Here is a 21,522-nt window from a genome sequence, read left to right on the forward strand (position 1 = left end):
AATGCATCCAGCCTTCTCCGTCGTCTTCTTCACAACTGCCACAGGAGCGGGCTACGGCCTCCTGGCGCTGCTTGGCGTGCTTGCCGGGCTAGGGTTCATCCCGGCCGATTTCTGGCTCGGCCTCATTGGCATGGGCCTGGCGCTCGGGCTGATTGCCGCCGGCCTGTTGTCCTCGACCGGCCATCTCGGCCGCCCCGAACGGGCCTGGCGCGCCTTCTCGCAATGGCGCAGTTCCTGGCTGTCGCGCGAGGGCGTGGCCTCGGTGGCGACCTTCATTCCGGCCGGGCTGTTCGGCATCGGCTGGGTGTTTTTTGGCCGCACCGGCGGTTGGGTGGCCATCGCCGGGTTTCTCGCAACGATCGGCGCAATCGTCACCGTCTGCACCACCGGTATGATCTATGCCTCGCTGAAGCCGATCGCGCAGTGGCATAGTCCCTATACTTTGCCGGCTTATCTTATTTTCTCGACAATGACAGGTAGCGTGCTGTTGAACGCCTTACTGCTAGGCTTCGGCGTTGGTTCGATCATCGTGCTGGCTTGCTCGCTGATTGCCACTCTTGCCGGCTGGGGCTGGAAGCTCGCGACCTGGCGGTATAATAACCGGCTCGAGATCCCGACCACCGCCAATACAGCCACGGGTTTGGCCGGCGGCACGGTGCGGTCGCTGGAGTGGCCGCATACCGAGGAAAACTACCTGCTCAAGGAAATGGGCTTTCGCATAGCGCGCAAGCACAGCGCGCGGCTGCGTCAGATCACGCAATTGCTGGCCTTCGCCCTGCCCACCCTGCTTCTCGCCGCTATCTTTGCCTTGCCCTGGCCCTTGGCGGCGGTACTGTCGGTGGTCGCCGTGATCGTCCAGTTCACCGGCATGCTGGTCGAGCGCTGGCTGTTCTTCGCCGAAGCCAAGCACACGGTCACGCTCTACTACGGCAGGTAGGGAACGCCAAATTGCGATCGCAATTGCTGGGTGTCAGTTAGTGTTGTCGTAAGTTGTGGCTCGGAGTAATGTGTCGTAATTCTTGGATCCGCATCTTCGGATTGGCAAAGCAGACAATGATCCTCACTCCCTTCAAGTTAGCATCGCATCTCGCACGAGGGGTTTGCGTTGCGGGCAGTTTGGTTTTTGCTTCCCACGATTTAGTAGCAGGCGCGCTCGATGCCGAAGCTGCCTTTCAGGCGAAGAATTACACGCAAGCGTACAAAGAATGGATGGCTCTTGCGCAAAAGGGCGATGCTGCCGCGCAATTTAATGTCGGGTTTCTGTATTCTAGCGGACTTGGTGTTCCATTGGATTATTCCAAGGCTGCCGAGTGGTGGGACAAGGCGGCGGATCAGAACATGGCAGTGGCTGAGTTGAAACTTGGACTTTTATATTCCTGGGGTAAGGGCGTTCAACTGGATGACACCAAAGCGGCGGAGCTATGGCGCAGGGCGGCGATCCAAGGCTTGTCCGAAGCTCAGCAATACCTTGGATATGTGTATTCCGTCGGGAAGGGAGTACCCAAAAGTGGGGCCGACGCGACTCTTTGGTTAACCAGAGCAGCGGACCAGGGCAACGTTGACGCACAAATTAATCTAGGTGCCGCTTACCTGACCGGCGAAATCGTAGATAAAGACCCCAAGCTGGCCTTTCATTGGTACGAAAAGGCTGCGCAACTGAACAATGGCAAGGCCCAATTCAACGTGGGATTGATGTATCTCAAAGGCGTTGGGGTTGAGCAGAATGCAGTCGTTGCGGTTCAATGGCTAAAACGCTCGGCAGCCCAGGGATACCATGGCGCGGAAGAAGTTCTTGATCGCATCCAAGCTGCGCTTAAGAAGACTTGAGCTGACGGCGATCTCAGCCTGGCCGCAGCATCGAGCGCGAGATGGCGAAGATGCGGTCAGTGCCCATCATATAAGCCATCAGCGTTTCCGGCCGGAACAGGCCGGCATAGGCGCGGTCGAGCACGTTGAGCGAACCGGTATAGGCGCCGAAGGCCGGCATGATCATGCGTCCGCCATCGCCGGCAAAGCAGCGCCGCCGCACCGAGCGGCCGCGCTGGACGATGCGCGCGCAAGGGTGAAGATGGCCCGCGACTTCGCCCTCGGCTCTCACCTTGGACGGCTCGTGCCGAAACAGCAGCGAGCCGATAGCGAGTTCGCGCACCGTCTCTCCGGGCAGATCGGCCGGCGCTTCCGGGTCATGATTGCCGGCGACCCAGAACCAGTCGCGGCCGGCCATCAGCGCTTCCAGGCGCTCGCGGAAGGACTGGTGCATGCGCTCGGCGCCACCGCCGTCATGGAAGGAATCGCCCAGGCTGATGACGATCGAAGGCTGGTAGTCCGCGATCACCGCCTGCAGCCGCAGCAAGGTGGCGCCGGTATCGTAAGGCGGGATCAGGGCGCCGCGCCGGGCGAAGGACGAGCCTTTTTCCAGATGCAGGTCGGACACCGCAAGTAGCCTGAGATCGGGGAAGTAGAGCACGCCGCGGGGATCGCAAACCGCGCGCTCGCCGGCGATGCCGACCATGTCGGCCTCGGCGATCAGTGTTGCGCGCGCCGGCGAAAAATTCATTCCTCGATCATCCCGGAGCCCATGGCTTCCTCGACCAGTGTCGCCGCGTCCATCAGCAGCGTTTCGTCGGCCTCGCCGTTCACCGGCATCTTGCCGATCTCGAGCATGATCGGCACGGCAAGCGGCGATATCTGTTCGAGCGCCTTATGCACGATTCGACCCTGGATGCGCGAGAGCATGTCCGCAAGTCTGCTGACATCGAGCAGGCCAGCCGCCGCATCGGCGCGCGTCGCCTGCAGCAATATGTGGTCGGGTTCATGGCTGCGCAGCACGTCGTAGATCAGATCGGTCGAGACGGTGACCTGGCGACCGCTTTTCTCCTGGCCGGGGTGGCGCTTCTCGATCAGGCCCGAAATCAGCGCGCAATTACGGAAGGTACGCTTGAGCAGCCAGCTGTCGGCCAGCCATGCTTCGAGGTCGTCGCCCAGCATGTCCTGGTCTAACAGCGCTGCGAGCGACGGCTTCCTCGCCGTGAACATCGCCCCCATATCGCCCAGCGACCATATGGCCAGCGCATAATCGGTGGCGACGAAGCCGAGCGGCCTGGCGCCGGCCCTGTCCAGGCGGCGGGTGAGCAACATACCGAGGGTCTGATGCGCCAGCCTGCCTTCGAACGGATACGCCACGAGATAGTGGCGATTACCACGCGGGAAGGTCTCGATCAGCAGGTCGCCCCGTTTGGGCAATACCGATTTGTCGGCCTGGAAGCGCAGCCAGTCCGAAACCTGCTCGGGCAGTTTTTTCCAGCGCTGCGGATCGTCCAGCATGATGCGGACCTGTTCGGCGAGATAGGTCGAAAGCGGAAATTTGCCGCCGCCATAATAGGGCACCTTGGCATCACTTCCCGGGGCGTTCGAGACGAAGCATTCGTTCTCGCGAATGCCTTCGAAACGCAGCACTTTGCCGGCAAACATGAATGTGTCGCCATGCGTCAGTGTCTCGAGGAAGGCCTCCTCGATCTTGCCAAGAACCGCGCCGCCACGCGAGGCCGAGCCTTTGCTGCCGGCCTTGACGTAGCGCACATTGAGCGCCGGCACTTCGATGATCGTGCCGACATTCAGCCGGTATTGCTGCGCGACGCGCGGATTGGAGACCCGCCACATGCCGTCCTTGTTCAGGCGGATGCGGGCGTAGCGCTCATAGTTCTTGAGCGCATAGCCACCGGTGGCGACGAAATCGATGACGCGGTCGAATGTCGGCCGATCGAGGCTGGCATAGGGCGCCGCTGTCAGCACTTCTTCGTAGAGATCATCGGCGCGGAACGGACTACCGCAGGCGCAGCCCAGCACATGCTGCGCCAGCACGTCGAGCCCTCCATCGACCAAGGGCGGCGTGTCCTGCGCGCCGAGATAGTTGGCGTCTAGGGCTGCCCGGCATTCCAGCACTTCGAAGCGGTTGGCCGGAATGAGGATCGCCTTGGATGGTTCGTCCATGCGGTGGTTGGCTCGGCCGATACGCTGCGCCAGGCGGCTGGCCCCCTTGGGCGCGCCGACATGAACGACGAGATCGACATCGCCCCAGTCGATGCCGAGGTCGAGCGTCGAGGTGGCGACGATGGCGCGCAAAGCGTTTTCGCCCATCGCCTTCTCGACGCGCCGGCGCTGGCCGACATCGAGCGAGCCGTGATGCAGCGCGATCGGCAGAGTGTCCTCGTTGACCCGCCACAATTCCTGGAACAAGAGCTCGGCCTGGCTGCGGGTGTTGACGAACAGCAGGGTCGTCTTGTGACGCTTGATCTCGCGGTAGATCTCCGGCGTGGCATAGCGCGCCGAATGTCCGGCCCATGGCACGTGCTCCTCTGAATCGAGGATGGAGATTTCCGGCTTGGCGCCGCCCGTGACGACGATCAGCTCAGACATGTCGGGGCTTGTCAGACCTTTGGGTGGATTCTGGCTGACCAGCCATCGCCGCAATTCGTCGGGCTCGACCACTGTCGCCGACAGGCCGATCGTTTGCAGGCCGGGCACAATGCTGCGCAGCCGCGCCAAGCCGAGCGCCAGCAGATGGCCGCGCTTCGAAGTCACCAGCGAATGCAGTTCGTCGAGCACGACATAGCGCAGATCTTCGAAGAAGCGCCTGGCATCGGGGGCAGCGATCAAGAGCGCCAGCTGCTCTGGGGTGGTTAGCAGGATATCGGGAGGCACCAGCTTTTGTCGCTGGCGCTTATGCGAGGGTGTGTCACCGGTGCGCGTCTCAATGGTGACTGGAAGCCCTATCTCTTCTACCGGCTTGCCGAGATTGCGTTCGATGTCGACGGCCAGCGCCTTCAGCGGCGAGATGTAGAGCGTGTGGATGCCGCGATGCGCCTGGCCGGGCTTTCGCCTGGGTCGGTTGGCCAATTCAGTCAGCGAAGGCATGAACCCGGCCAGCGTCTTGCCGGCCCCGGTCGGCGCGATCAGCAGCACCGATTGTCCGGCCTGCGCCTTGGCCAGCAGCTCGATCTGATGGGCGCGCGGCGACCAGCCTTTCTCACCGAACCATTTGATGAATGGCTCGGGCAGGGAGACTGTGGCATTGTGTTCTGCAAGGCGCGGCTGCTCGGTCACGCGAAAGAGGTAGCGCGACGACGCGCGAACGCCAAGGAAAATCGGAACAAAAGGTGATCGAGGTGAGCTTTCCCTTCCCCCCTTGTGGGGGAAGGTGGATCGGCGCGATAGCGTCGAGACGGATGAGGGGTGTTCCAGCGGAGTGAGGCGTTGGCGTTCCCTGGAACACCCCTCATCCGACCTCGCTTCGCGAGGCCACCTTCTCCCACAGGGGGAGAAGGACAGGCGCTTCCGCTACGGCCGCCGAAACCCAGTCGGCCCGCCATACAGATACCCAATCCGATCAACCGCCTCCTTGAGCCCTTCGCGCGAGACCAGCATGGTGTGGCCGTTGGCGTGGATCATGTCGTTGATGTCGGTCATGATCGCGACGTGGCCCTTCCAGAACACCAGATCGCCGCGCTCCAGCCCGGTGAAATCCGGGCCGGGATCGAGCGGCGCGCCGAGGCCTGCCGCCTGCATGTCGGAATCGCGCAGCACATTTTTGCCGGCCATGCGCATCGCCAGTTGCACCAGGCCCGAACAGTCGATGCCGAAGCCCGAGGTGCCACCCCAGAGATAGGGCGTGCCGAGAAACATCTCGGCCACTGAGACATAGTCTGCAGCGACATCGCCGAGCGGCCGCACGTGGCCGGCGATCAGCGCCTCGCCGGAGGGCAGAAGCACATAGTGAGTGCCGCGCGTTTCGGCGGCGCCGGTCACTGTCACCGTCGAGCCCATCGACAATTGCCCGCTGATCGGGAAGCGCAGATCCGGGCCGGGATAGAGGAAGGTGCGCGGCGCCGTGACGATGTGGGTCGGCGCGTGCTCGCGCGTGCCCAGCATGGTCGCGCCGACGTAGCCGACATAGCCGTCGCGTTCGGCCTGGACCCAGGCCCAGCCCTCGGTCTCCTCGAAGACCAGCACATCGTCACCGAACAGAACCTGCGTGTTGACGCCGGCGTCCGGGCGCGGCGCCTTGCGGATATCGGCCACGGAGGCAGCGATGCGCGCCGGGCGGCCGGTGACGAAGCGATCGGCCGACACCTCGCCTTTCAGCCTGGCATCGGCGAGGTCGGAACGGAAGGCGTGAAGGCGTGCATCCCTTGCGGTCAAATCATCAATCCAGCTAAATGGGTAATCGGTCAGATAGGCAGTTCGTGACCCTTGGCAACGATACCATCGCCGAAGCGCTCGACAAAGAGCGCGCCTTCGACGGTGCGCCGGATCAGCACATTGCGCTTGTCGAGCTCGTCGCGGTGGCGCGACACCAGCTTCAGCGCACCCATCGTGTCGAGCGCGCGGGTGATGACCGGCTTGGTGACATTGAGGCGGGCGGCCAGGCCGCGGACGGTGTGCGGCGGCGGGTCGAGATAGATGGTGAACAGGATCGCCGTCTGGCGCATGGTGAGATCGGGCGCATCATCGCGCACCTGTGACAGCATCACCTGCTGCCACAGCCGCATCGCCTGGCTCGGACGCATCGAAATCGACATCGCCCAAGCATGACGGCAAATTGTTTCGGTTCCGTTTCAGTTTTGGCAGCCGGCGCAGTGGCCGGACAACCCTACCCAAAGCGTTTCGAAATAACCCGTTCCAGCGCACGGATGCCTTGCGCCTCGCCGCCCGCAGGGCCGTGGGGGCGGTCGGACGGGTTCCAGGCAAAGATGTCGAAATGGGCCCAGCCCGCCGTCCGCTCGACAAAGCGCTTGAGGAACAGCGCCGCGGTGACCGATCCGGCGAAGCCGTCTGTGGTGACGTTGTTGATGTCGGCGATCTTCGACGCCAGCTTGGCGTCATAGGGCCGCCACAGCGGCATGCGCCACAGCGGATCCTCTACGGCCACCGAGGCCGCCGCCAGTTCGGATGCCAGCGTCTCGTCGCCGGTGTAGAAAGGCGGCAGGTCTGGCCCGAGCGCGACACGCGCGGCGCCGGTCAGCGTTGCCATGTCGATCAAAAGGTCAGGTTCTTCATCATCGGCCAGCGCCAGCGCATCGGCGAGCACCAGCCGCCCCTCGGCGTCGGTGTTGCCGATCTCGACGGTGATGCCCTTGCGGCTCACCAGCACGTCGCCAGGCCGAAAGGCATTGCCGGCAATCGAATTCTCGACCGCCGGTATCAGGACGCGCAGCCGCACTTTCAGCCCGGCGGCCATGATCATCGAGGCAAGGCCCATCACATTGGCGGCGCCGCCCATGTCCTTCTTCATCAACAGCATGCCCGATGAGGGCTTGATGTCGAGGCCGCCCGTGTCGAAGCAGACGCCCTTGCCGACCAGCGTGACCTTCGGCGCGCCTTCCGGTCCCCAAATCATGTCGATCAGGCGCGGCGCGCCGACCGAGGCGCGGCCGACCGCGTGGATCATCGGGAAGTTCTGTTTCAACAGATCGTCGCCCTTGATCACCGATACTTCGGCATTGTGTCCGGATGCCAGCGTCCGCACGGCCTTCTCCAGCTCGTCTGGCCCCATGTCGCTGGTCGGCGTGTTGACCAGATTGCGCGTCAGGAAGACGCCGTCGGCGATGCGGTGGACACGGCCTGCATCGACGCCGGACGGCAGCATGAAGCGCAGCGCCTTGCCTGGTTTCTTGCCGTAACGGGTGAAGAAATAGCCGCCGAGAACCAAACCTATTGCCGCGAGCTCCGGCTCGGCGGGCGCAGAGGCAAGGTGCCAGTCGCCTTCCGGCAGGGCTCTCGCCAGCGCACCGATGGCAAGCGCCCCCTCGCCATCGCCGATGCCGAACAGGGCGCCGGCGAGCGCGCCGTTTTCGCCGGGCACGACGAGCGTCCTGCCGGCTTCGCCGGAAAAGCCGTTGGCGCCCGCCCATGCGATCGTGGAAGGCGAAAGCCCCAAGGCTTGCAGTCCATCCCTAGCGACCAGATGGACCGGCAAGGCTCTGTTTAGTGTCTCGACGAGTTCGACGGGCATTCGATGGTCTCCGGCGCAGGCTTGCAAGTCGTCCCCAGTCACCTGACAGGGACGTCGAACGATTTCAACATCTATGCACAGAGGCCAGGCATAGGAAAATGCCAAGCCAATGGCTTCCGGCGGGCCGCGTAACGATCTCAACGGGACGCTTTTTAACTATCCGTTAGGGTTAACAGAATATTTCTGGGGGAATGAAGATGGCCACGCAATGGCCACCCGCAGGAATGGAGAGCCCCGTGCCGATGCCGACCAACCGCAGGATGAACGTTACGGGCAAACGGTTGGTCACCGCGGCGTTGCTTATGGCGCTCGCCGCCGGTGTTGCCGGGTGCGGAACCAGCAAGCTCACGACCGGCTCGATCGGGCGCACCAGCGGCAAACCGCTGGAAACCATGTCGGCCAGCGAGTTGCACAGCGCGACCACGCGGCTCGGCGAATCCTACGCAAGGAACCCCAACGACAAGCGGCTGGCGACAAATTTTGCGGCGGCACTGCAGATGGACGGCGATGCCGACCAGTCGCTTGCCGTGATGCGCAAGCTGGCGATCGCCTACCCCAAGGATCGCGACGTGCTTGCCGCCTATGGCAAGGCGCTTGCAGCCAATGGTCAGTTCGAGCCCGCGCTCGACGCCGTGCGCCGGGCGCAGACGCCGGAATATCCGGACTGGAAGCTCATGTCGGCCGAAGCCGCCATCCTCGACCAGATCGGCCAGAAGGATGAAGCACGCCAGAACTACCGCAAGGCGCTCGACCTCAAACCGAACGAACCCTCGATCCTTTCAAATCTCGGCATGTCCTATGTGCTGGAAGGCGACCTGCGCACCGCCGAGACCTATATGCGCTCGGCCGCCCAGCAACCGAATGCCGACAGCCGGGTGCGCCAGAACCTGGCGCTGGTCGTGGGACTTCAGGGCCGTTTCGACGAGGCCGAGAAGATCGCCTCGCAGGAGCTTTCGCCCGATCAGGCGCAGGCCAATGTGGCCTACCTTCGCCAGATGCTTGCCCAGCAGAACGCCTGGAGCCAGCTCAAGGATCAGGACAAGGGCAAGCCGGCGACCAACTGAGCGCCGCATAGCCGCTGAACGCATCCTCCGCGCTGGGCAAGATCTATCCACACACCAAAGCTGAAAAACCAGGAGCCGCATTGCCTTAGCAGTGCGGCTCTTTTGTCTGGCTGCGACAAGCCCGTTACTGGCTTGAGGAATTGTGCTGGTCGCCGAAGATGCCGCGCTGGCTGACCTGCATGCCGGCCGGTCCAAGAATGATGGCAAACAAGACCGGCAGGAAAAACAGGATCATCGGCACGGTGAGCTTCGGCGGCAAGGCGGCGGCCTTCTTCTCGGCGGCATTCATGCGCATGTCGCGACTTTCCGAGGCCAGCACGCGCAATGCGTGCGCCACGGGCGTGCCGTAGCGCTCGGCCTGGACCAGCGCCTGGGACACTGACTTCACCGATTCCAGGCCGGTACGAGCCGAGAGGTTTTCATAAGCCTGCTTGCGCTCCTGCAGATAAGAGAGTTCGGCATTGGTCAGCACGAACTCCTCCGCCAACGCCACTGACTGCGAACCGATCTCATCGGCGACCCTGCGCATTGCAGCCTCCACCGACATGCCCGACTCAACGCAGATCAGCATCAGGTCGAGCGCATCCGGCCACGCCTGCTGGATCGACTGCTTGCGCTTGGCGGCACGGTTGTTGACGTAGAGGATCGGCGCGTAGAAACCGGCATAGGCCACAAGGATGCAGACGAACAGTTTCACGAAAGCCGGCCGGTCCGGCAGCCCGCCGAGCACGAACAGATAGATCGCCGCCAGCGCGAAACCGACAAAAGGCAGGACCAGGCGGAAAAACAGGAAGCGCGTCAGCGGGTTCTGGCCACGAAAGCCAGCCACTTTGAGCTTCTGCAGCGTGCCTTCATCGGCCAACGCCCGCCGCAGGTCCAGCCTGTCGACGATGTTACGCATGCCGATCGACTGTTCCTCGCGCAGGCCCTTGCGGCGGCGATCGGCTTCGTTGGCCAGCCGTGCGCGCTGCTTGGCGCGCAGTTCGTCACGCTCCAGCGCCACTGATTTCATGCGTGCCTTGAGCTGGTTGCCACTCAGGGCCGGGAGCAGCGTGAAGACGGTTGCGAATACCGCGATGCCGACCAGCAATGCGATCAGGAAGGCAGGATCGGTCAGCGATTTGACGACTTGGTCGGTCATTCGTTTTCAGTCTTTTCGTTCGAGCTTTCCGAGGTCGGGCCTAAACCTCAAAGTTCATCATCTTGCGCATCACCAGAATGCCGATCGACATCCAGACACCGGAACAGCCGAGGATCAGATTGCCGGTGCTCGTGGTGAACAACGGCATGATGTAATTCGGGCTCGACAGGTAGACGAGAAGGGCGACGACAAAAGGCAGGGCGCCGATGATGACGGCCGACGCCTTTGCTTCCATGGACAGCGCCTGGACCTTGGCCTTCATCTTCTTGCGATCGCGAAGCACGCGCGAAAGGTTGCCCAGCGCCTCGGAGAGGTTGCCGCCGGCCTGCGACTGGATCTGGATGACGATGCCGAAGAAGCTTGCCTCGCTGCACGGCATGGTTTCAGCCATGCGCAAGGTGGCATCGGGGATGGACATGCCAACCTGCTGTGAATCGACGATGCGGCGGAACTCGGTCTTGACCGGCTCCGGCGATTCATTGGCGATCAGGCGAATGGCGTCGTTGAGCGGCAGGCCGGATTTGACGGCGCGTACGATGATGTCGAGGGCGTTGGGAAACTCGTTGAGGAACGCCTTGACCCGGCGCGCGCGGCGAAACGAGACGAACCAGCGCGGCAGGCCGAGCGCGCCGGCCAGCAGGGCGCCTGGCAGGACCAGCATCGGCGCGCCGGCGAAATAGGCAAGCGCCGTCAGCGCGATGCCGCAAAAGACGGAGTAGAGATAGAAACGCTCCATCGAGACCTGCATGCCCGCCTGACGAATCTGGGCCTTCAGCGGTGGCTTCTTGACAACGCGTTCGTTGGTCTTCTGCTTTTCATCGAGCTGTTTCAGCGAATCCTGAACGGATTTGCGCCGCTTGACCGCCTCCGCGGCACGGTCGCGTGAAGCCTTGACGACCGAACGATCGGTTTCGGCGGCCTTGATCGTCTCGAGCCGCTTGCCTGCCTGCTTCTCGTTGTTCATCCGGGTGAACAGGAATGCATAGGCGACCGCGCCGGCGCTGAAGCCGGCGAGCACGATGAACGCCAGTACGGTGGTATCAATTCCGAACATCAACCTCGGTCCCCACGCCTACAGATGCGTCAGTCAGCGCGTTTCTCCATCGATTCCAGCGCATTGGCGAGGCGCTGTTCCTCGCCATAGTAGCGGGCGCGATCCCAGAAATGCGGTCGGCCGATGCCGGTCGACACATGCTCGCCAAGCAGCCTTCCGTTCGAGTCCTCGCCCTTGATGTTGTAGAGCACGATATCCTGCGTGATGATGACGTCGCCTTCCATACCGATCACCTCGGTGATGTGGGTGATGCGGCGCGACCCGTCGCGAAGGCGCGCCGCCTGGATGATGACATCGATCGAACCGACGACGATTTCGCGCACGGTCTTCTGCGGCAGCGAATAGCCGCCCATGGCGATCATCGATTCGATGCGGTTCAGGCATTCGCGTGGGCTGTTGGAGTGGATCGTTCCCATCGAACCGTCATGGCCGGTGTTCATCGCCTGTAGCAGGTCGAAAACCTCCGGTCCGCGTACTTCGCCGACGATGATGCGTTCGGGCCGCATGCGCAGGCAGTTCTTGACCAGGTCGCGCATGGTCACCTCGCCTTCGCCCTCCAGATTGGGCGGGCGGGTTTCGAGACGCACCACATGCGGCTGCTGCAGTTGCAACTCGGCCGAATCCTCGCAAGTGATGACGCGTTCCTCGCGGTCGATATAGTTGGTCAGGCAGTTGAGCAGCGTCGTCTTGCCGGAGCCGGTGCCGCCGGAGATGACGATGTTGCAGCGGACGCGCCCGATGATCTTGAGGATCTCGGCGCCCTGCGGCGAGATCGCGCCGAACCTGACCAGCTGATCGAGCGTCAGCTTGTCCTTCTTGAACTTGCGGATGGTGAGCGCGGTGCCGTCGATTGACAGCGGCGGAGCGATGACGTTGACGCGGGAGCCGTCGGGCAAGCGGGCGTCGCAGATCGGGCTCGATTCGTCGACCCGGCGGCCAACCTGGCTGACGATGCGCTGGCAGATATTGAGCAGCTGCTGATTGTCGCGGAAGCGGATGCCGGTCTGTTCGACCTTGCCGTTGACTTCGATGTAGACGTTCTTGGAGCCGTTGACCATGATGTCGGCGATATCGTCGCGGGCGAGCAAGGGCTCCAGCGGACCGTAGCCCAGCACGTCGTTGCAGATGTCTTCGAGCAGCTCTTCCTGCTCGGCGATCGACATTGCGAAATTTTTGATGGCGATGATGTCGTTGACGATATCGCGGATTTCTTCCCGGGCGCTCTCGGGATCGAGCTTGGCGAGCTGCGACAGGTCGATGGTGTCGATAAGCGCGGAGAAGACCTGGCTCTTGGTGTCGTAATAGGTCTCGCTGCGCTCGCGCTGAACCTTTCTTGCCGGCTCCGGCGCCATCGGCGGCGCCTCAACGGCACGGCGAGCGGGCGGCATTGCCGGCGCAGCAGGCGGCGGCGCTGCGGCGGGCCGGGCAAGAACCGCCGTGTCCGCAGGCTTCGCACCCGCCGGGGCCGCAGGCGGCGGTGCTGGCTGACGGAATTCCGGGGTGGACCGGCCGCCGTCGTCGGAGCCTCTTTTACCAAACATGATCGACTACCAATTCCGCTTGAGAAGCGTCATTTCTTGTTACGCGAGAGCTTGCCGAGCAGACCGCCAAGGCCTGCCTTCTTCTTGGCCTTGATTTCGCTGCGACCGGTCAGCACATGCGCGATTTCATTGATCATGCCGACGACCGGGCTCTTGGCATCCATCTCGCCCAGCATGCGGCCGTTGTTGGCGGCGTTTCCAAACAGCAACGGGTCGAAGGCGATAACCGACATCGGCGTGATGCCGAGCGGTTCGGCGAAGTCGGAAGCGGAGATCTCGGGGCGTTTCGGCACGCCGGCCTGGTTGATGATGAGCTTCGGCGGCGGATCGTTCGGGCGAAGCCGGTGCAGCATATCGACCATGTTCTTGGTGTTGCGCAGATTGGCCAGTTCCGGTGTCGCCGTGATGACAATCTCGTCGGCCTTCATCAGTGTGTTCTTGGTCCAGCCGGTCCAGACATGGGGGACGTCGAGCACCAGCAGCGGTACGCTGCGCTGCGCGGTGTCGATGAGTTGCGTGAAGGCATCGGGATCAAAGTCGTAGACCCGTTCGAGAGTGGAGGGCGCAGCAAGCAACGATAGGTGATCGGCGCACTGGGCAAGCAGCCGGTCGAGATAGACCTCGTCGACCCGTTCGGGCGAAAACACGGCCTCGGCGATGCCTTGCGCCGGGTCCTGGTCGAAATTTATGTTGGCCGTCCCGAAAGCCAGGTCGAGATCGGCGACGACCACTTCCGATTTGAACAGCGATGACATCGCCCACGCCACATTATGGGCGATGGTCGACGAGCCGACGCCGCCCTTGGCGCCGACGAAGGCGATCGAGCGGCCGATCGGCTCGGATTCCGGATCGACGAAGATCGACGACACCACGGAGACGACATCGGCCATCGACACCGGCGCGATGACATATTCGGAAATACCGAAGCGGATGAGTTCGCGGTAAAGCCCGACATCGTTGTAATGGCCGATCACCACGACTTTCGAGGAGGGATCGCAATATTCGGAAAGCTGGGCAAGCTGCTCCAGCAGCTGCTTCGGTTCGCTGCGCGATTCCAGCAGGATCAGGTTCGGCGTCGGCGCCGACTGGTAGAATTCGATCGCCGTGGCGATGCCGCCCATATGCACTTTCAGATGCGCCTTCGCCATGCGGCGATCCTCGGCGGCCCGCTCGACCGGATGCGCGACACCTTCCGTCTCGCAAAATGCCTGTATCGAAATACGCGGGACCGGCCGCAGCGCCTGCATCGCGGCAATATCCGTTTGCGAGCTGTCGCCGCCGTCTACGGGCGTGTCGTAGGCAAGATTGCTCATCGTCATGCTCTTTCCGTGACTTCTCTTTCCAGTCTCTACGCGGGGCTGGCGCTCCTAGTACGTCACTTCCGAATTGCCGAGGAACTCGTCCGAAATACCTCTGCCGCGATAGACGTCGATCACCGCGCCGCGGTTCTCGGCGTCGATATCGGACGGCTTTCTTGGCCCGAGCAGATCGGCCGGATTGGCGAGCTGCGCGGCGAGGTTGTTCTGGGACGAGCAGCCGTAATCGGCGTAGTGCTTGTTTTCCGAGGTCTCGAACAGGTCCTCGGGCCAGCGCCCGCATTTGTCGGTCTGGGCTCTCACCGAAATAAAGGAGACGCGGATAGGCGCCGAGGCTTCCGGGGAAACCGACTGATAGGAGGTCACGACGATCCGGTTTCGCTTGATGCCGCTGGCAATCGCCAGCCTGGCGAAATCGCGCGCCGCGGCAGTCGCTGCCACCTCATTGGCCGAGCCGATGGGAGTTGCGATCGTCAGCGCCGGGGCGGCGCTCTTGTCGTAGCCGTCTAGGAAGCCCAGAAGCGTGTCGCGCTGCGAGCCCGTCATGCCGCGATCACCGGCGCCGACCGGAAGGTCGATCTTCTGGTTCCTCTCGGCAATCACGATCGGATGCGTGGTGCGATAATCGTCGGGGATTGCCCCAACCGTGATACTGTCGCGCTTGGCGCAACCGGCGAGCGAGGCCGCGATCGCGATCGCCAGGATCGGCATTGCCGATCGGCGGATCCGGGCACCACCGGACCGCACTGTTGCGGCGACCGCCATTGCCTTCGATGCTGACTGAGACATGTCCGCTCCCCGCTTACTTGTAGATGAAGCCGACAACGCCGTGGTAGCGGCCGTTGGGCTTGTCGGTCTGCATGGTGCCGTACACGCGGTTGACGCGGCCAAGGAACATGGCCGGGCCATCGCCGGCGGCATTGAAATTGTCGTCCGGCTTGGCCAGGTCGTTGCGCGCCACCGGCCGCGCCAGATAGGGCGTGATGATGACTACCAGCTCGCTTTCGTTGCGGACGAAATCGCGGCTGCGGAAGAGCGTGCCGAGCACTGGGATCTTGGCCAGGCCGGGCAGACCCGATACAGCCTGGCGGACGTCGTCGCGAACCAGGCCGGCGATCATCATCGAGCCGCCTGACGGCAATTCGACGGTGGTGTCGGCAAGCCTCTTGCGGATTGACAGGAGCGTCGTGCCGGGCAAGTTGGCGGCGCCTTCCAGGGTGGTCGCACCTTCCGTGGTCGGCTCCGACACGGAGGTCCTGACCTTGAGGCTGATCCGGCCCGCCGACAGCACAACCGGCTGGAACTCGAGGCCTATGCCGTATTCGAGCTTTTCGTTGGTGTAGGTTACCTGGCCAGTCTGGTTATCGGTCGAAACGTTGTTCGTACGTGCGGTGATAAGATTGAATTCGCCGCCGGCCCTGAACGTTGCCTTCTCGCCCGAAACCGCCGTGAGGGTCGGTTCGGCAAGCGTCTTCATGACGCCGCTTTGCTCCATGGCGTTGATGTAGGCCTGAAGGCCATTGCCTTTCCCATCACCCAGCAGATTCAGCGCCGAATTCTGCGAAAGCGGTTTGCCCAGCCCGTAGCTCGGCGAACTCAGCGCACCGTAGGAAATGCCGTCGATGCTGCCGTTGCCGACCATATTGACGCCGAGTTGCTTCATCACCGAGCGGCTGACTTCGGCCACGGTCACCTTCAGCGTCACCTGGTCGTCGCCGATGATCTGCAGCAGGTTGACGATCTTCGAGACCCGGCGCTCGGCGTCCGGATTGTTGATGTCGACGCCGCCATTGGCATTGCCACCGGCCGCGGTCTGCGAATACTGGCCGGTCGTCGCTTCACCGCCTGACACGAAGATGGTTGCCAGATCGACGGCGCGCTTGGCATCGAGCGGCGTATCCACGGTGCCGGTCAGGACGACGTTGTCGTTCAGCAACTCGACCTTGATGTCGGCCGTCGGCAGAAAGCGCTTGAGATAGTCGTCCAACCCGGCGACGTCGCGTTCGACGGCCAGATCCAGACTGACGATCTGCTCACCATTGGGACCGAAGACGAAGATGTTGGTTTCGCCCACGGCCTTGCCGAACAGATAGATGCGCCTTGCCGTGCGGGTCACCGCATCCGCGACCGCGGGGTTGGCGACAAGAATGTCGTAGGCGTCGCTTGGCAGGTCGATGACCACCGATTTGTTGAGGCCGAGCTTGACGCGTTGCGTGGCAGTTGAAGCCGTGACTCCGGCCCTCTTGCCGGCGGCCTTGGCCTCGAGGAGGCCACTTGCATTGGCGCCGAGGAAAAGCAGGCCGATTGCCGCAGCCATGGTGACCGGCAGTTTAGCGATTAACCTCATTTCCTTGCCCCTACTTCGGAAACTTCGCCCGATTTGATCAACCGCACCGTTCCGCGCCGCCCATTGCCGGAAACGAGGTAGTCGGCTTCATCGGTCCCTTTTTCCTTGTTGTCGGTGATCGAGCGCAGCGCCAGCGTCAGGCGATCGGCCATCTGCTGTGCGACAGTGATGATCTCGGCCTGCTGCGGCGTCAGCTCCAGCGTCGCTGTCTGTCCGACCCTGGTCTTCTTGCCTTCCTCGTCCTCCTGGATGGTCTGGTCGATCGCCAGGACGCGGATGTTCTTGAGGATGGTTTCTGTGGTGAATCCGCTGCCGGCATTACCCGTGTCGGATCTGCGGGTCATGATGACGTCGACGAAATCGTTTGGCAGGATAAAGCCGCCTGCCGACGTATCGGCCGAGATCGCGGTGGCGACGGCACGCATGCCGGTGGGCAGGATCGACGACATGAAGCTCTGCCCTTCGCCGATCAGCTTGGAGCGCCGCAACGGCTCGCCGGTGTACATCGCAACGCGGGCGACGGAGCCTTTCAGCTTGTCCAGCGCGTCGGGTTCGGCGGCACGGGTGATGAAATTCGCGTTGATCCCTTCGGCCGGCCAGGACTCCCAGCTGATGTTGTTGTCAAGCGGGCTGCCCATGGCGACGTCGCCGGAGAGCACGAGCACGTCCTGCAAGGCGATGGCCGGCGCCTGAGGCGCGTCGACGACGACCTGCTGGGGCGGCGAGACCGCCACCATGTTCTTGGCAACGTAACCTGCACCACCCGCCGCAGCCACCGCTACGCCCAGAATGATCAGTCGGGATGCTGGCATCTGTCCGAACCCTCGCCTTTAGGCAAACCACCTAGCCAGGCCGGACTTTGCAGCGGCAATCGTCAAAACAAGGTTAATGTAATGCTTACGATCGTGATTAATTTAAGGTTTACATAAATTAGACGCATCCAACGCTGCGACAAAAAAAGGCGGCCAAGCCGCCTCTTTGTCATTGATGCCGGAGCGGCAAAGGAGGTTCGCTTTATCAGGTCGCCAGCTGTGCCAGTGCCCATACCATTAAAGGTGAATCCGGATAGGTCAGTAGCCCGCCAATGCCGAGTGCAATGCCGTAGGGAACCCCAGTCGTGTCGTCGGCGAAATGGCGCAGGAACGGATTGTGGCTGGTGTACGTCGCCAGCGGCGATTTCCGATAGACGAGAATGGCGAGCGTCAGCAGGCCACCGATGAATGTCGAGATCACGAGATACTCGACAAGGTGATTGTTGAACCCCATCCAGACGGCGGTACCGGCGAGCAGCTTGGCGTCGCCACCGCCCATGCCGCCAAGCGCGAACAGACCGAACGTCATGGCCAGCACCAGGGCGCCGGCAGCGAAATGCCAGCCATAGGTTGCCCAGTCCATGCCCGTCAGCGGCGCAACCAGGGCAAACACCGCCAGCAACAACACCGGCACGCGGTTGGCGATCGTCATCGACAGCATGTCGGAGATCGCGGCAAAGAGCATGCAGAAAGGAAAGACGACGAAGATCAGCGCTTCAAGCATCGGCGCGGCACCCTGTTGCCAACTGAATCCGACTTCAGCCTAGACATATACGATTAACGATCGATGAGGACGGGAACTCAAAATCGCCCGAGACGATGAAATAAGGGCCGCCAATGAGGCGGCCCTTAGCTCTAAAGCAACCAGGTTGCTTGGATATTACGAACCATTCACCGCAGTGGCGATGGCCGTGAACTTGTTGTTCAGCGCATTGCCGAGCGAACCAGCACCGACCATGATGGCAAGTGCGATGAGAGCGGCGATCAGACCGTATTCGATAGCGGTCGCGCCGGACTCGTCCTTCACGAAACGTGCGATCAGATTAGACATTCGAGAGCTCCTACTCCACGTGTTACAGCACTTCCGTCAACTTCTGTGGTGGTTGATCGGATGCTGCCAATCTAGGGAGAAGCTCTTTCAATCGGCTTAATAAACAGCCTTACCGATTCCTTTCGCGCCCCGAACAGCTTGCGTGGTTAACCGTAAACTAAACGCCAGACGGCGGCTCGCCTGCCCATGAAAAGGCCGCGAAAGCTGGAACTTCGCGGCTGTCAGCAGGACGCTCTTATATTAGCCGAGGAAAAAATGCGCGCGGATATCCCAGGCCCGGTCATCGGCTTAACCGTTGGTTCACCAATCTCGTTCATGTTCCGTTGAACAAGTTGCCGCCTTGGAGCGCCTCGATGACCGTCGTGAAATCGTCATTCCTGCTTGCAGCGCTTCTCGCCGTCCCGGCTTTTGTGCTGCCGGCCAAGGCCGGAGCCGGCATCGAAGTGACGATGAACCAGGCCAAGATCGTCAAATTGACGCGTCCGGCCGACACCATCGTCGTTGGCAATCCGGCGATTGCCGACGCTTCCGTCCAGGATGCATCGACGATCGTGCTGACGGGCAAGGGGTTCGGCGTCACCAATCTGGTTGTGCTCGATCAGGATGGCAGCCCAATCATTGACGAGCAGGTAACCGTGGTGCGCCAAGACGCATCGTCGGTGCGTATCTACAGGCGCGCCACGGTACAGACCATGTCCTGCACGCCCTACTGCGAAAGCTCGTACAAGAGCGAGTCCGAGAAGTCGTCCGAAGCCGAGATGAACGCCGGGCAGTAAGTGCCTGGGTGACTGACGGTCTTGATAAAAAAGCCGACTCGGTTAGCGGCCGGTTAATGCCTTCCCGCCAAATTTAGCGGTCCTCCAAACCGGACCTCAATGGGTTCTCGCTAGTGTTGCTGACGGCACCGCAACGGGATCGGCAGGGGCGAGACATGGGCGACGTTTTGGACGGGCGTGTGGACAAGGATTCAGGACGCGAGATCGCGCAGGCCAAAGCTGGACGCGTGACGTTTACCCGCCGCTTTCTTGGCGATCGTCGCGGCAGCACGGCGATGGAATTCGCCATGCTGGCGATCCCGTTTGCGCTTCTCGTCTTCGCCATCCTCGAGAGCTGCATTTCGTTTGCCGGACAGGAAGTGATGGCCAACATCACCGACGATATCGCCCGCCAGGTGCGTACCGGCCAGTTGAAGCCGGCCGACCTGACCGGGACCAAACTCAGGGACCGCATCTGCGGCAGACTGGAGATCATGGTCGCCAAGACCTGCCCGGGGTTGCTGGTGGATCTGCGCGAATATCCGACCTTTGCCGATGCCGCCACGGCTGGATTCAAGATCGTCAATGGCGAGATCGTGCTGACGCAAGGCACGAATTCGATGAGCTTCGCGGTGACGCCGGGTCTGGCGGAATCGAAGAACATGCTGAGGGTCTTCTACAAATGGCCGGTCATGACCGATTTCATGGCCAAATCGATGGCCAATCTGAAAGACGGCAACACGCTGCATTTCGCATCGGTGACCTGGCAGAACGAACCGTTCGACGACTGAGAACGCAGCGTTATTTTGGCTTAAAAGGGAAACAGGCATGTATCGTGCGGGGGCACATCAGGGATTTTCGGGTATCTGGGCAAGAGCGATGCGATTTTGCTCGGATCGCCGCGGCGTCGCGGCCATCGAGTTCGCCTTCATCGTGCCTGTGCTCCTGGTCATGTATTTTGTGACCATGGAGGCCTCGCAGGCCATCGAGACCAGCAAGAAGGTCAGCCGCATCGGCTCCATGGTCGCGGACCTGGTCGCGCAGCAAACAAGCGTCGTGGCTGCCAATATCGACGCGATCATGAAGATCGGCACCTCGACCCTGCAGCCTTACAACCGTTCAACGCCGACGATCGTTGTCACCGCGATACAGGTCACGACCGAGACGCCGCCGAAGGTGAAGGTGGTGTGGTCGCGCAAGGTGGTCGCTGGCGCCTACAGCGTCGACGCCGCCAAGGACACCATCACAACGGTTCCCGCCTCGCTGAAGACCGCCGGCACGTTCCTCATCCGCGTCCAAAGCAGCCTCGGCTACAAGCCGATCATCACCTGGTCGGCAGACAGCGAAAAGCGGCTTGGCCTGACCTCGGCCTTCGACACGATAACGATGGGCGAGACCTATTATCTCAGGCCACGCCGGGTCCTGGAGCTGCCCTGCAGCGACTGCTGAAGCGCCGGACCTACTGGCCGCTGCCTGCCGACAGCAGGCGCACGATGGCCGTTGCCATCGCATAGTCGTCAGAGGCGGCTGACACGAAGCCGCCGGAATGTTTCGATTCCACGAGATCATAGATATCAGGCGACTGCGATCTGAGATTGGTGAGGAACACGGTCAACCGGCGCTTGGCCTCGGGGTCGAGATCGCTGCGGACGGCATGGGGACCGTACCGCAGCAGGCCTGAGGTCCAGACGATTTGGAGCGAGGTCTTCGGAATTCCCGCCGCCTCCAGCCTCGCCTCGGTGCCGTCCGGGTCAGCCAGCTGATCCGCGGTAATCGCCGTCCGGTTTTCCGCGACAGCCCTCTCCCAGCCAAATACGGCATCGGCTTGGCCATCGACCAGCATCGCTTCGGCAGCGGCGGCCGAGCCGGCATGAGTGAGGAATGGCGCATCCTGGCTGATCTTGACGCCGTCGGCCGCCAGCCCGGCGAGCGGCAGAAGAGAACCGCCGACATTATCGGAAGGCGCCATCGCTATGCGGTGCGTTTGCATGGCTGCGAGATCGGGAAGTTTGCTGTCGCGCGTCAAAAGCACGGAGCGGATGCCGGTGGCACCGTCGGCATCGACCGGCGCGACCAGAGGTTCGACGCAGCCGCAGCGCTCCGAAGCGGTGGCGTAAGCGGTCGACGAATAGACCGCGTACTGGATCCTGGCATTGGCCTGGGCCTCGATCAGCGCCGCATAGTCATGCGCGACGACGAATTCCACCTTCATGCCGAGCGCCTTGCCGTAGGCGTCTGTCAGCAGAGCCAGACCCGGAACCGTGTTGCCGGCGCCCGCCTCGGCAACAATGCCAATCCGAAACGTCCCGATCTGGTCGCGCCAGTCGGCGTGCGCGGCGTGCGGCAAGGCCAGCAACGCCACGGTGGTCGTCAATGCCCTCCAACCCGGCCCTATCGCGAGATGCGCCCGTCTCATCGATCCATGCCTCG

At 62.3% G+C, this 21,522-nt stretch carries 21 protein-coding genes; 6 read left to right on the forward strand and 15 right to left on the reverse strand.

Going from position 1 to position 21,522, the window contains the following annotated elements; translation table 11 throughout:
- Nucleotide 1: 1 nt before the first annotated feature.
- Nucleotides 2-937, forward strand: coding sequence for a dimethyl sulfoxide reductase anchor subunit family protein (locus ACWGTI_RS16225; RefSeq protein WP_454588041.1), 936 nt, complete (start codon nucleotides 2-4; stop codon nucleotides 935-937).
- 116 nt (nucleotides 938-1,053) lie between these two features.
- The gene (locus ACWGTI_RS16230) at nucleotides 1,054-1,827 is read left to right on the forward strand and encodes a tetratricopeptide repeat protein (protein ID WP_454588042.1); all 774 of its coding nucleotides are present in this window, start codon (nucleotides 1,054-1,056) and stop codon (nucleotides 1,825-1,827) included.
- Nucleotides 1,828-1,840: 13 nt separating this feature from the next.
- On the opposite strand, the gene pdeM is transcribed toward ACWGTI_RS16230, so the two are convergent.
- From pdeM to ACWGTI_RS16255, 5 genes are all read right to left on the reverse strand, one after another.
- Nucleotides 1,841-2,557, reverse strand: a complete 717-nt coding sequence (gene pdeM, locus ACWGTI_RS16235; RefSeq protein WP_454588043.1) for a ligase-associated DNA damage response endonuclease PdeM — start codon at nucleotides 2,555-2,557, stop codon at nucleotides 1,841-1,843.
- Nucleotides 2,554-5,103, reverse strand: coding sequence for a ligase-associated DNA damage response DEXH box helicase (locus tag ACWGTI_RS16240; protein ID WP_454588044.1), 2,550 nt, complete (start codon nucleotides 5,101-5,103; stop codon nucleotides 2,554-2,556). Before ACWGTI_RS16240 ends, pdeM begins: the two co-directional genes overlap by 4 nt.
- Before the next feature lie 234 nt (nucleotides 5,104-5,337).
- The gene (locus ACWGTI_RS16245; protein WP_454588045.1) at nucleotides 5,338-6,198 is read right to left on the reverse strand and encodes a C40 family peptidase; all 861 of its coding nucleotides are present in this window, start codon (nucleotides 6,196-6,198) and stop codon (nucleotides 5,338-5,340) included.
- A gap of 29 nt (nucleotides 6,199-6,227) precedes the next feature.
- Complete coding sequence (locus ACWGTI_RS16250) at nucleotides 6,228-6,578, reverse strand: MarR family winged helix-turn-helix transcriptional regulator (protein ID WP_454588046.1); 351 nt, start codon at nucleotides 6,576-6,578, stop codon at nucleotides 6,228-6,230.
- A 71-nt stretch (nucleotides 6,579-6,649) separates the two neighbouring features.
- Nucleotides 6,650-8,011, reverse strand: coding sequence for a leucyl aminopeptidase family protein (locus ACWGTI_RS16255; protein ID WP_454588047.1), 1,362 nt, complete (start codon nucleotides 8,009-8,011; stop codon nucleotides 6,650-6,652).
- Between the two features lie 242 nt (nucleotides 8,012-8,253).
- Here ACWGTI_RS16255 and ACWGTI_RS16260 point away from each other — a divergent pair, with 242 nt between their 5' ends.
- The gene (locus ACWGTI_RS16260; protein WP_454588175.1) at nucleotides 8,254-9,075 is read left to right on the forward strand and encodes a tetratricopeptide repeat protein; all 822 of its coding nucleotides are present in this window, start codon (nucleotides 8,254-8,256) and stop codon (nucleotides 9,073-9,075) included.
- 124 nt (nucleotides 9,076-9,199) lie between these two features.
- On the opposite strand, the gene ACWGTI_RS16265 is transcribed toward ACWGTI_RS16260, so the two are convergent.
- From ACWGTI_RS16265 to ACWGTI_RS16305, 9 genes are all read right to left on the reverse strand, one after another.
- Nucleotides 9,200-10,216 carry a type II secretion system F family protein gene (locus tag ACWGTI_RS16265; protein ID WP_454588048.1) on the reverse strand — a complete coding sequence of 339 codons (1,017 nt, stop codon included), beginning with the start codon at nucleotides 10,214-10,216 and terminating at the stop codon, nucleotides 9,200-9,202.
- A 40-nt stretch (nucleotides 10,217-10,256) separates the two neighbouring features.
- On the reverse strand, nucleotides 10,257-11,270 hold the full coding sequence (locus ACWGTI_RS16270; protein ID WP_454588049.1) for a type II secretion system F family protein: 1,014 nt from the start codon (nucleotides 11,268-11,270) through the stop codon (nucleotides 10,257-10,259).
- A gap of 29 nt (nucleotides 11,271-11,299) precedes the next feature.
- Nucleotides 11,300-12,811: a CpaF family protein gene (locus ACWGTI_RS16275; protein WP_454576559.1), complete on the reverse strand. Its 1,512-nt coding sequence runs from the start codon at nucleotides 12,809-12,811 to the stop codon at nucleotides 11,300-11,302.
- Between the two features lie 29 nt (nucleotides 12,812-12,840).
- Nucleotides 12,841-14,124 carry an AAA family ATPase gene (locus ACWGTI_RS16280; RefSeq protein ID WP_454576694.1) on the reverse strand — a complete coding sequence of 428 codons (1,284 nt, stop codon included), beginning with the start codon at nucleotides 14,122-14,124 and terminating at the stop codon, nucleotides 12,841-12,843.
- Between the two features lie 54 nt (nucleotides 14,125-14,178).
- The gene (locus ACWGTI_RS16285; RefSeq protein WP_454588050.1) at nucleotides 14,179-14,916 is read right to left on the reverse strand and encodes a CpaD family pilus assembly protein; all 738 of its coding nucleotides are present in this window, start codon (nucleotides 14,914-14,916) and stop codon (nucleotides 14,179-14,181) included.
- 13 nt (nucleotides 14,917-14,929) lie between these two features.
- Nucleotides 14,930-16,474 carry a type II and III secretion system protein family protein gene (locus ACWGTI_RS16290; protein WP_454588051.1) on the reverse strand — a complete coding sequence of 515 codons (1,545 nt, stop codon included), beginning with the start codon at nucleotides 16,472-16,474 and terminating at the stop codon, nucleotides 14,930-14,932.
- Nucleotides 16,471-17,286 carry a Flp pilus assembly protein CpaB gene (gene cpaB / locus ACWGTI_RS16295; protein ID WP_454588052.1) on the reverse strand — a complete coding sequence of 272 codons (816 nt, stop codon included), beginning with the start codon at nucleotides 17,284-17,286 and terminating at the stop codon, nucleotides 16,471-16,473. The genes ACWGTI_RS16290 and cpaB overlap by 4 nt, the downstream gene beginning before the upstream one ends.
- 205 nt (nucleotides 17,287-17,491) lie before the next feature.
- Entirely contained in the window at nucleotides 17,492-18,010 is a 519-nt protein-coding gene (locus ACWGTI_RS16300) for an A24 family peptidase (protein ID WP_454588053.1), read from the reverse strand.
- Between the two features lie 156 nt (nucleotides 18,011-18,166).
- Nucleotides 18,167-18,337: a Flp family type IVb pilin gene (locus tag ACWGTI_RS16305; RefSeq protein WP_454588054.1), complete on the reverse strand. Its 171-nt coding sequence runs from the start codon at nucleotides 18,335-18,337 to the stop codon at nucleotides 18,167-18,169.
- 353 nt (nucleotides 18,338-18,690) lie between these two features.
- Between ACWGTI_RS16305 and ACWGTI_RS16310 the strand changes: the two genes are divergently transcribed.
- The 3 genes from ACWGTI_RS16310 (at nucleotide 18,691) to ACWGTI_RS16320 (ending at nucleotide 20,541) form a co-directional block, all read left to right on the forward strand.
- Nucleotides 18,691-19,113, forward strand: a complete 423-nt coding sequence (locus ACWGTI_RS16310; protein ID WP_454588055.1) for a pilus assembly protein N-terminal domain-containing protein — start codon at nucleotides 18,691-18,693, stop codon at nucleotides 19,111-19,113.
- Between the two features lie 155 nt (nucleotides 19,114-19,268).
- Nucleotides 19,269-19,883 (forward strand): TadE/TadG family type IV pilus assembly protein, encoded by a 615-nt coding sequence (locus ACWGTI_RS16315; RefSeq protein WP_454588056.1) that lies wholly within the window; start codon nucleotides 19,269-19,271, stop codon nucleotides 19,881-19,883.
- A 37-nt stretch (nucleotides 19,884-19,920) separates the two neighbouring features.
- Complete coding sequence (locus ACWGTI_RS16320) at nucleotides 19,921-20,541, forward strand: TadE/TadG family type IV pilus assembly protein (protein ID WP_454588057.1); 621 nt, start codon at nucleotides 19,921-19,923, stop codon at nucleotides 20,539-20,541.
- A gap of 10 nt (nucleotides 20,542-20,551) precedes the next feature.
- On the opposite strand, the gene ACWGTI_RS16325 is transcribed toward ACWGTI_RS16320, so the two are convergent.
- On the reverse strand, nucleotides 20,552-21,508 hold the full coding sequence (locus tag ACWGTI_RS16325; RefSeq protein ID WP_454588058.1) for a PhnD/SsuA/transferrin family substrate-binding protein: 957 nt from the start codon (nucleotides 21,506-21,508) through the stop codon (nucleotides 20,552-20,554).
- Nucleotides 21,509-21,522: the final 14 nt, after the last annotated feature.

Source organism: Mesorhizobium sp. ArgA1, from assembly GCF_053714375.1.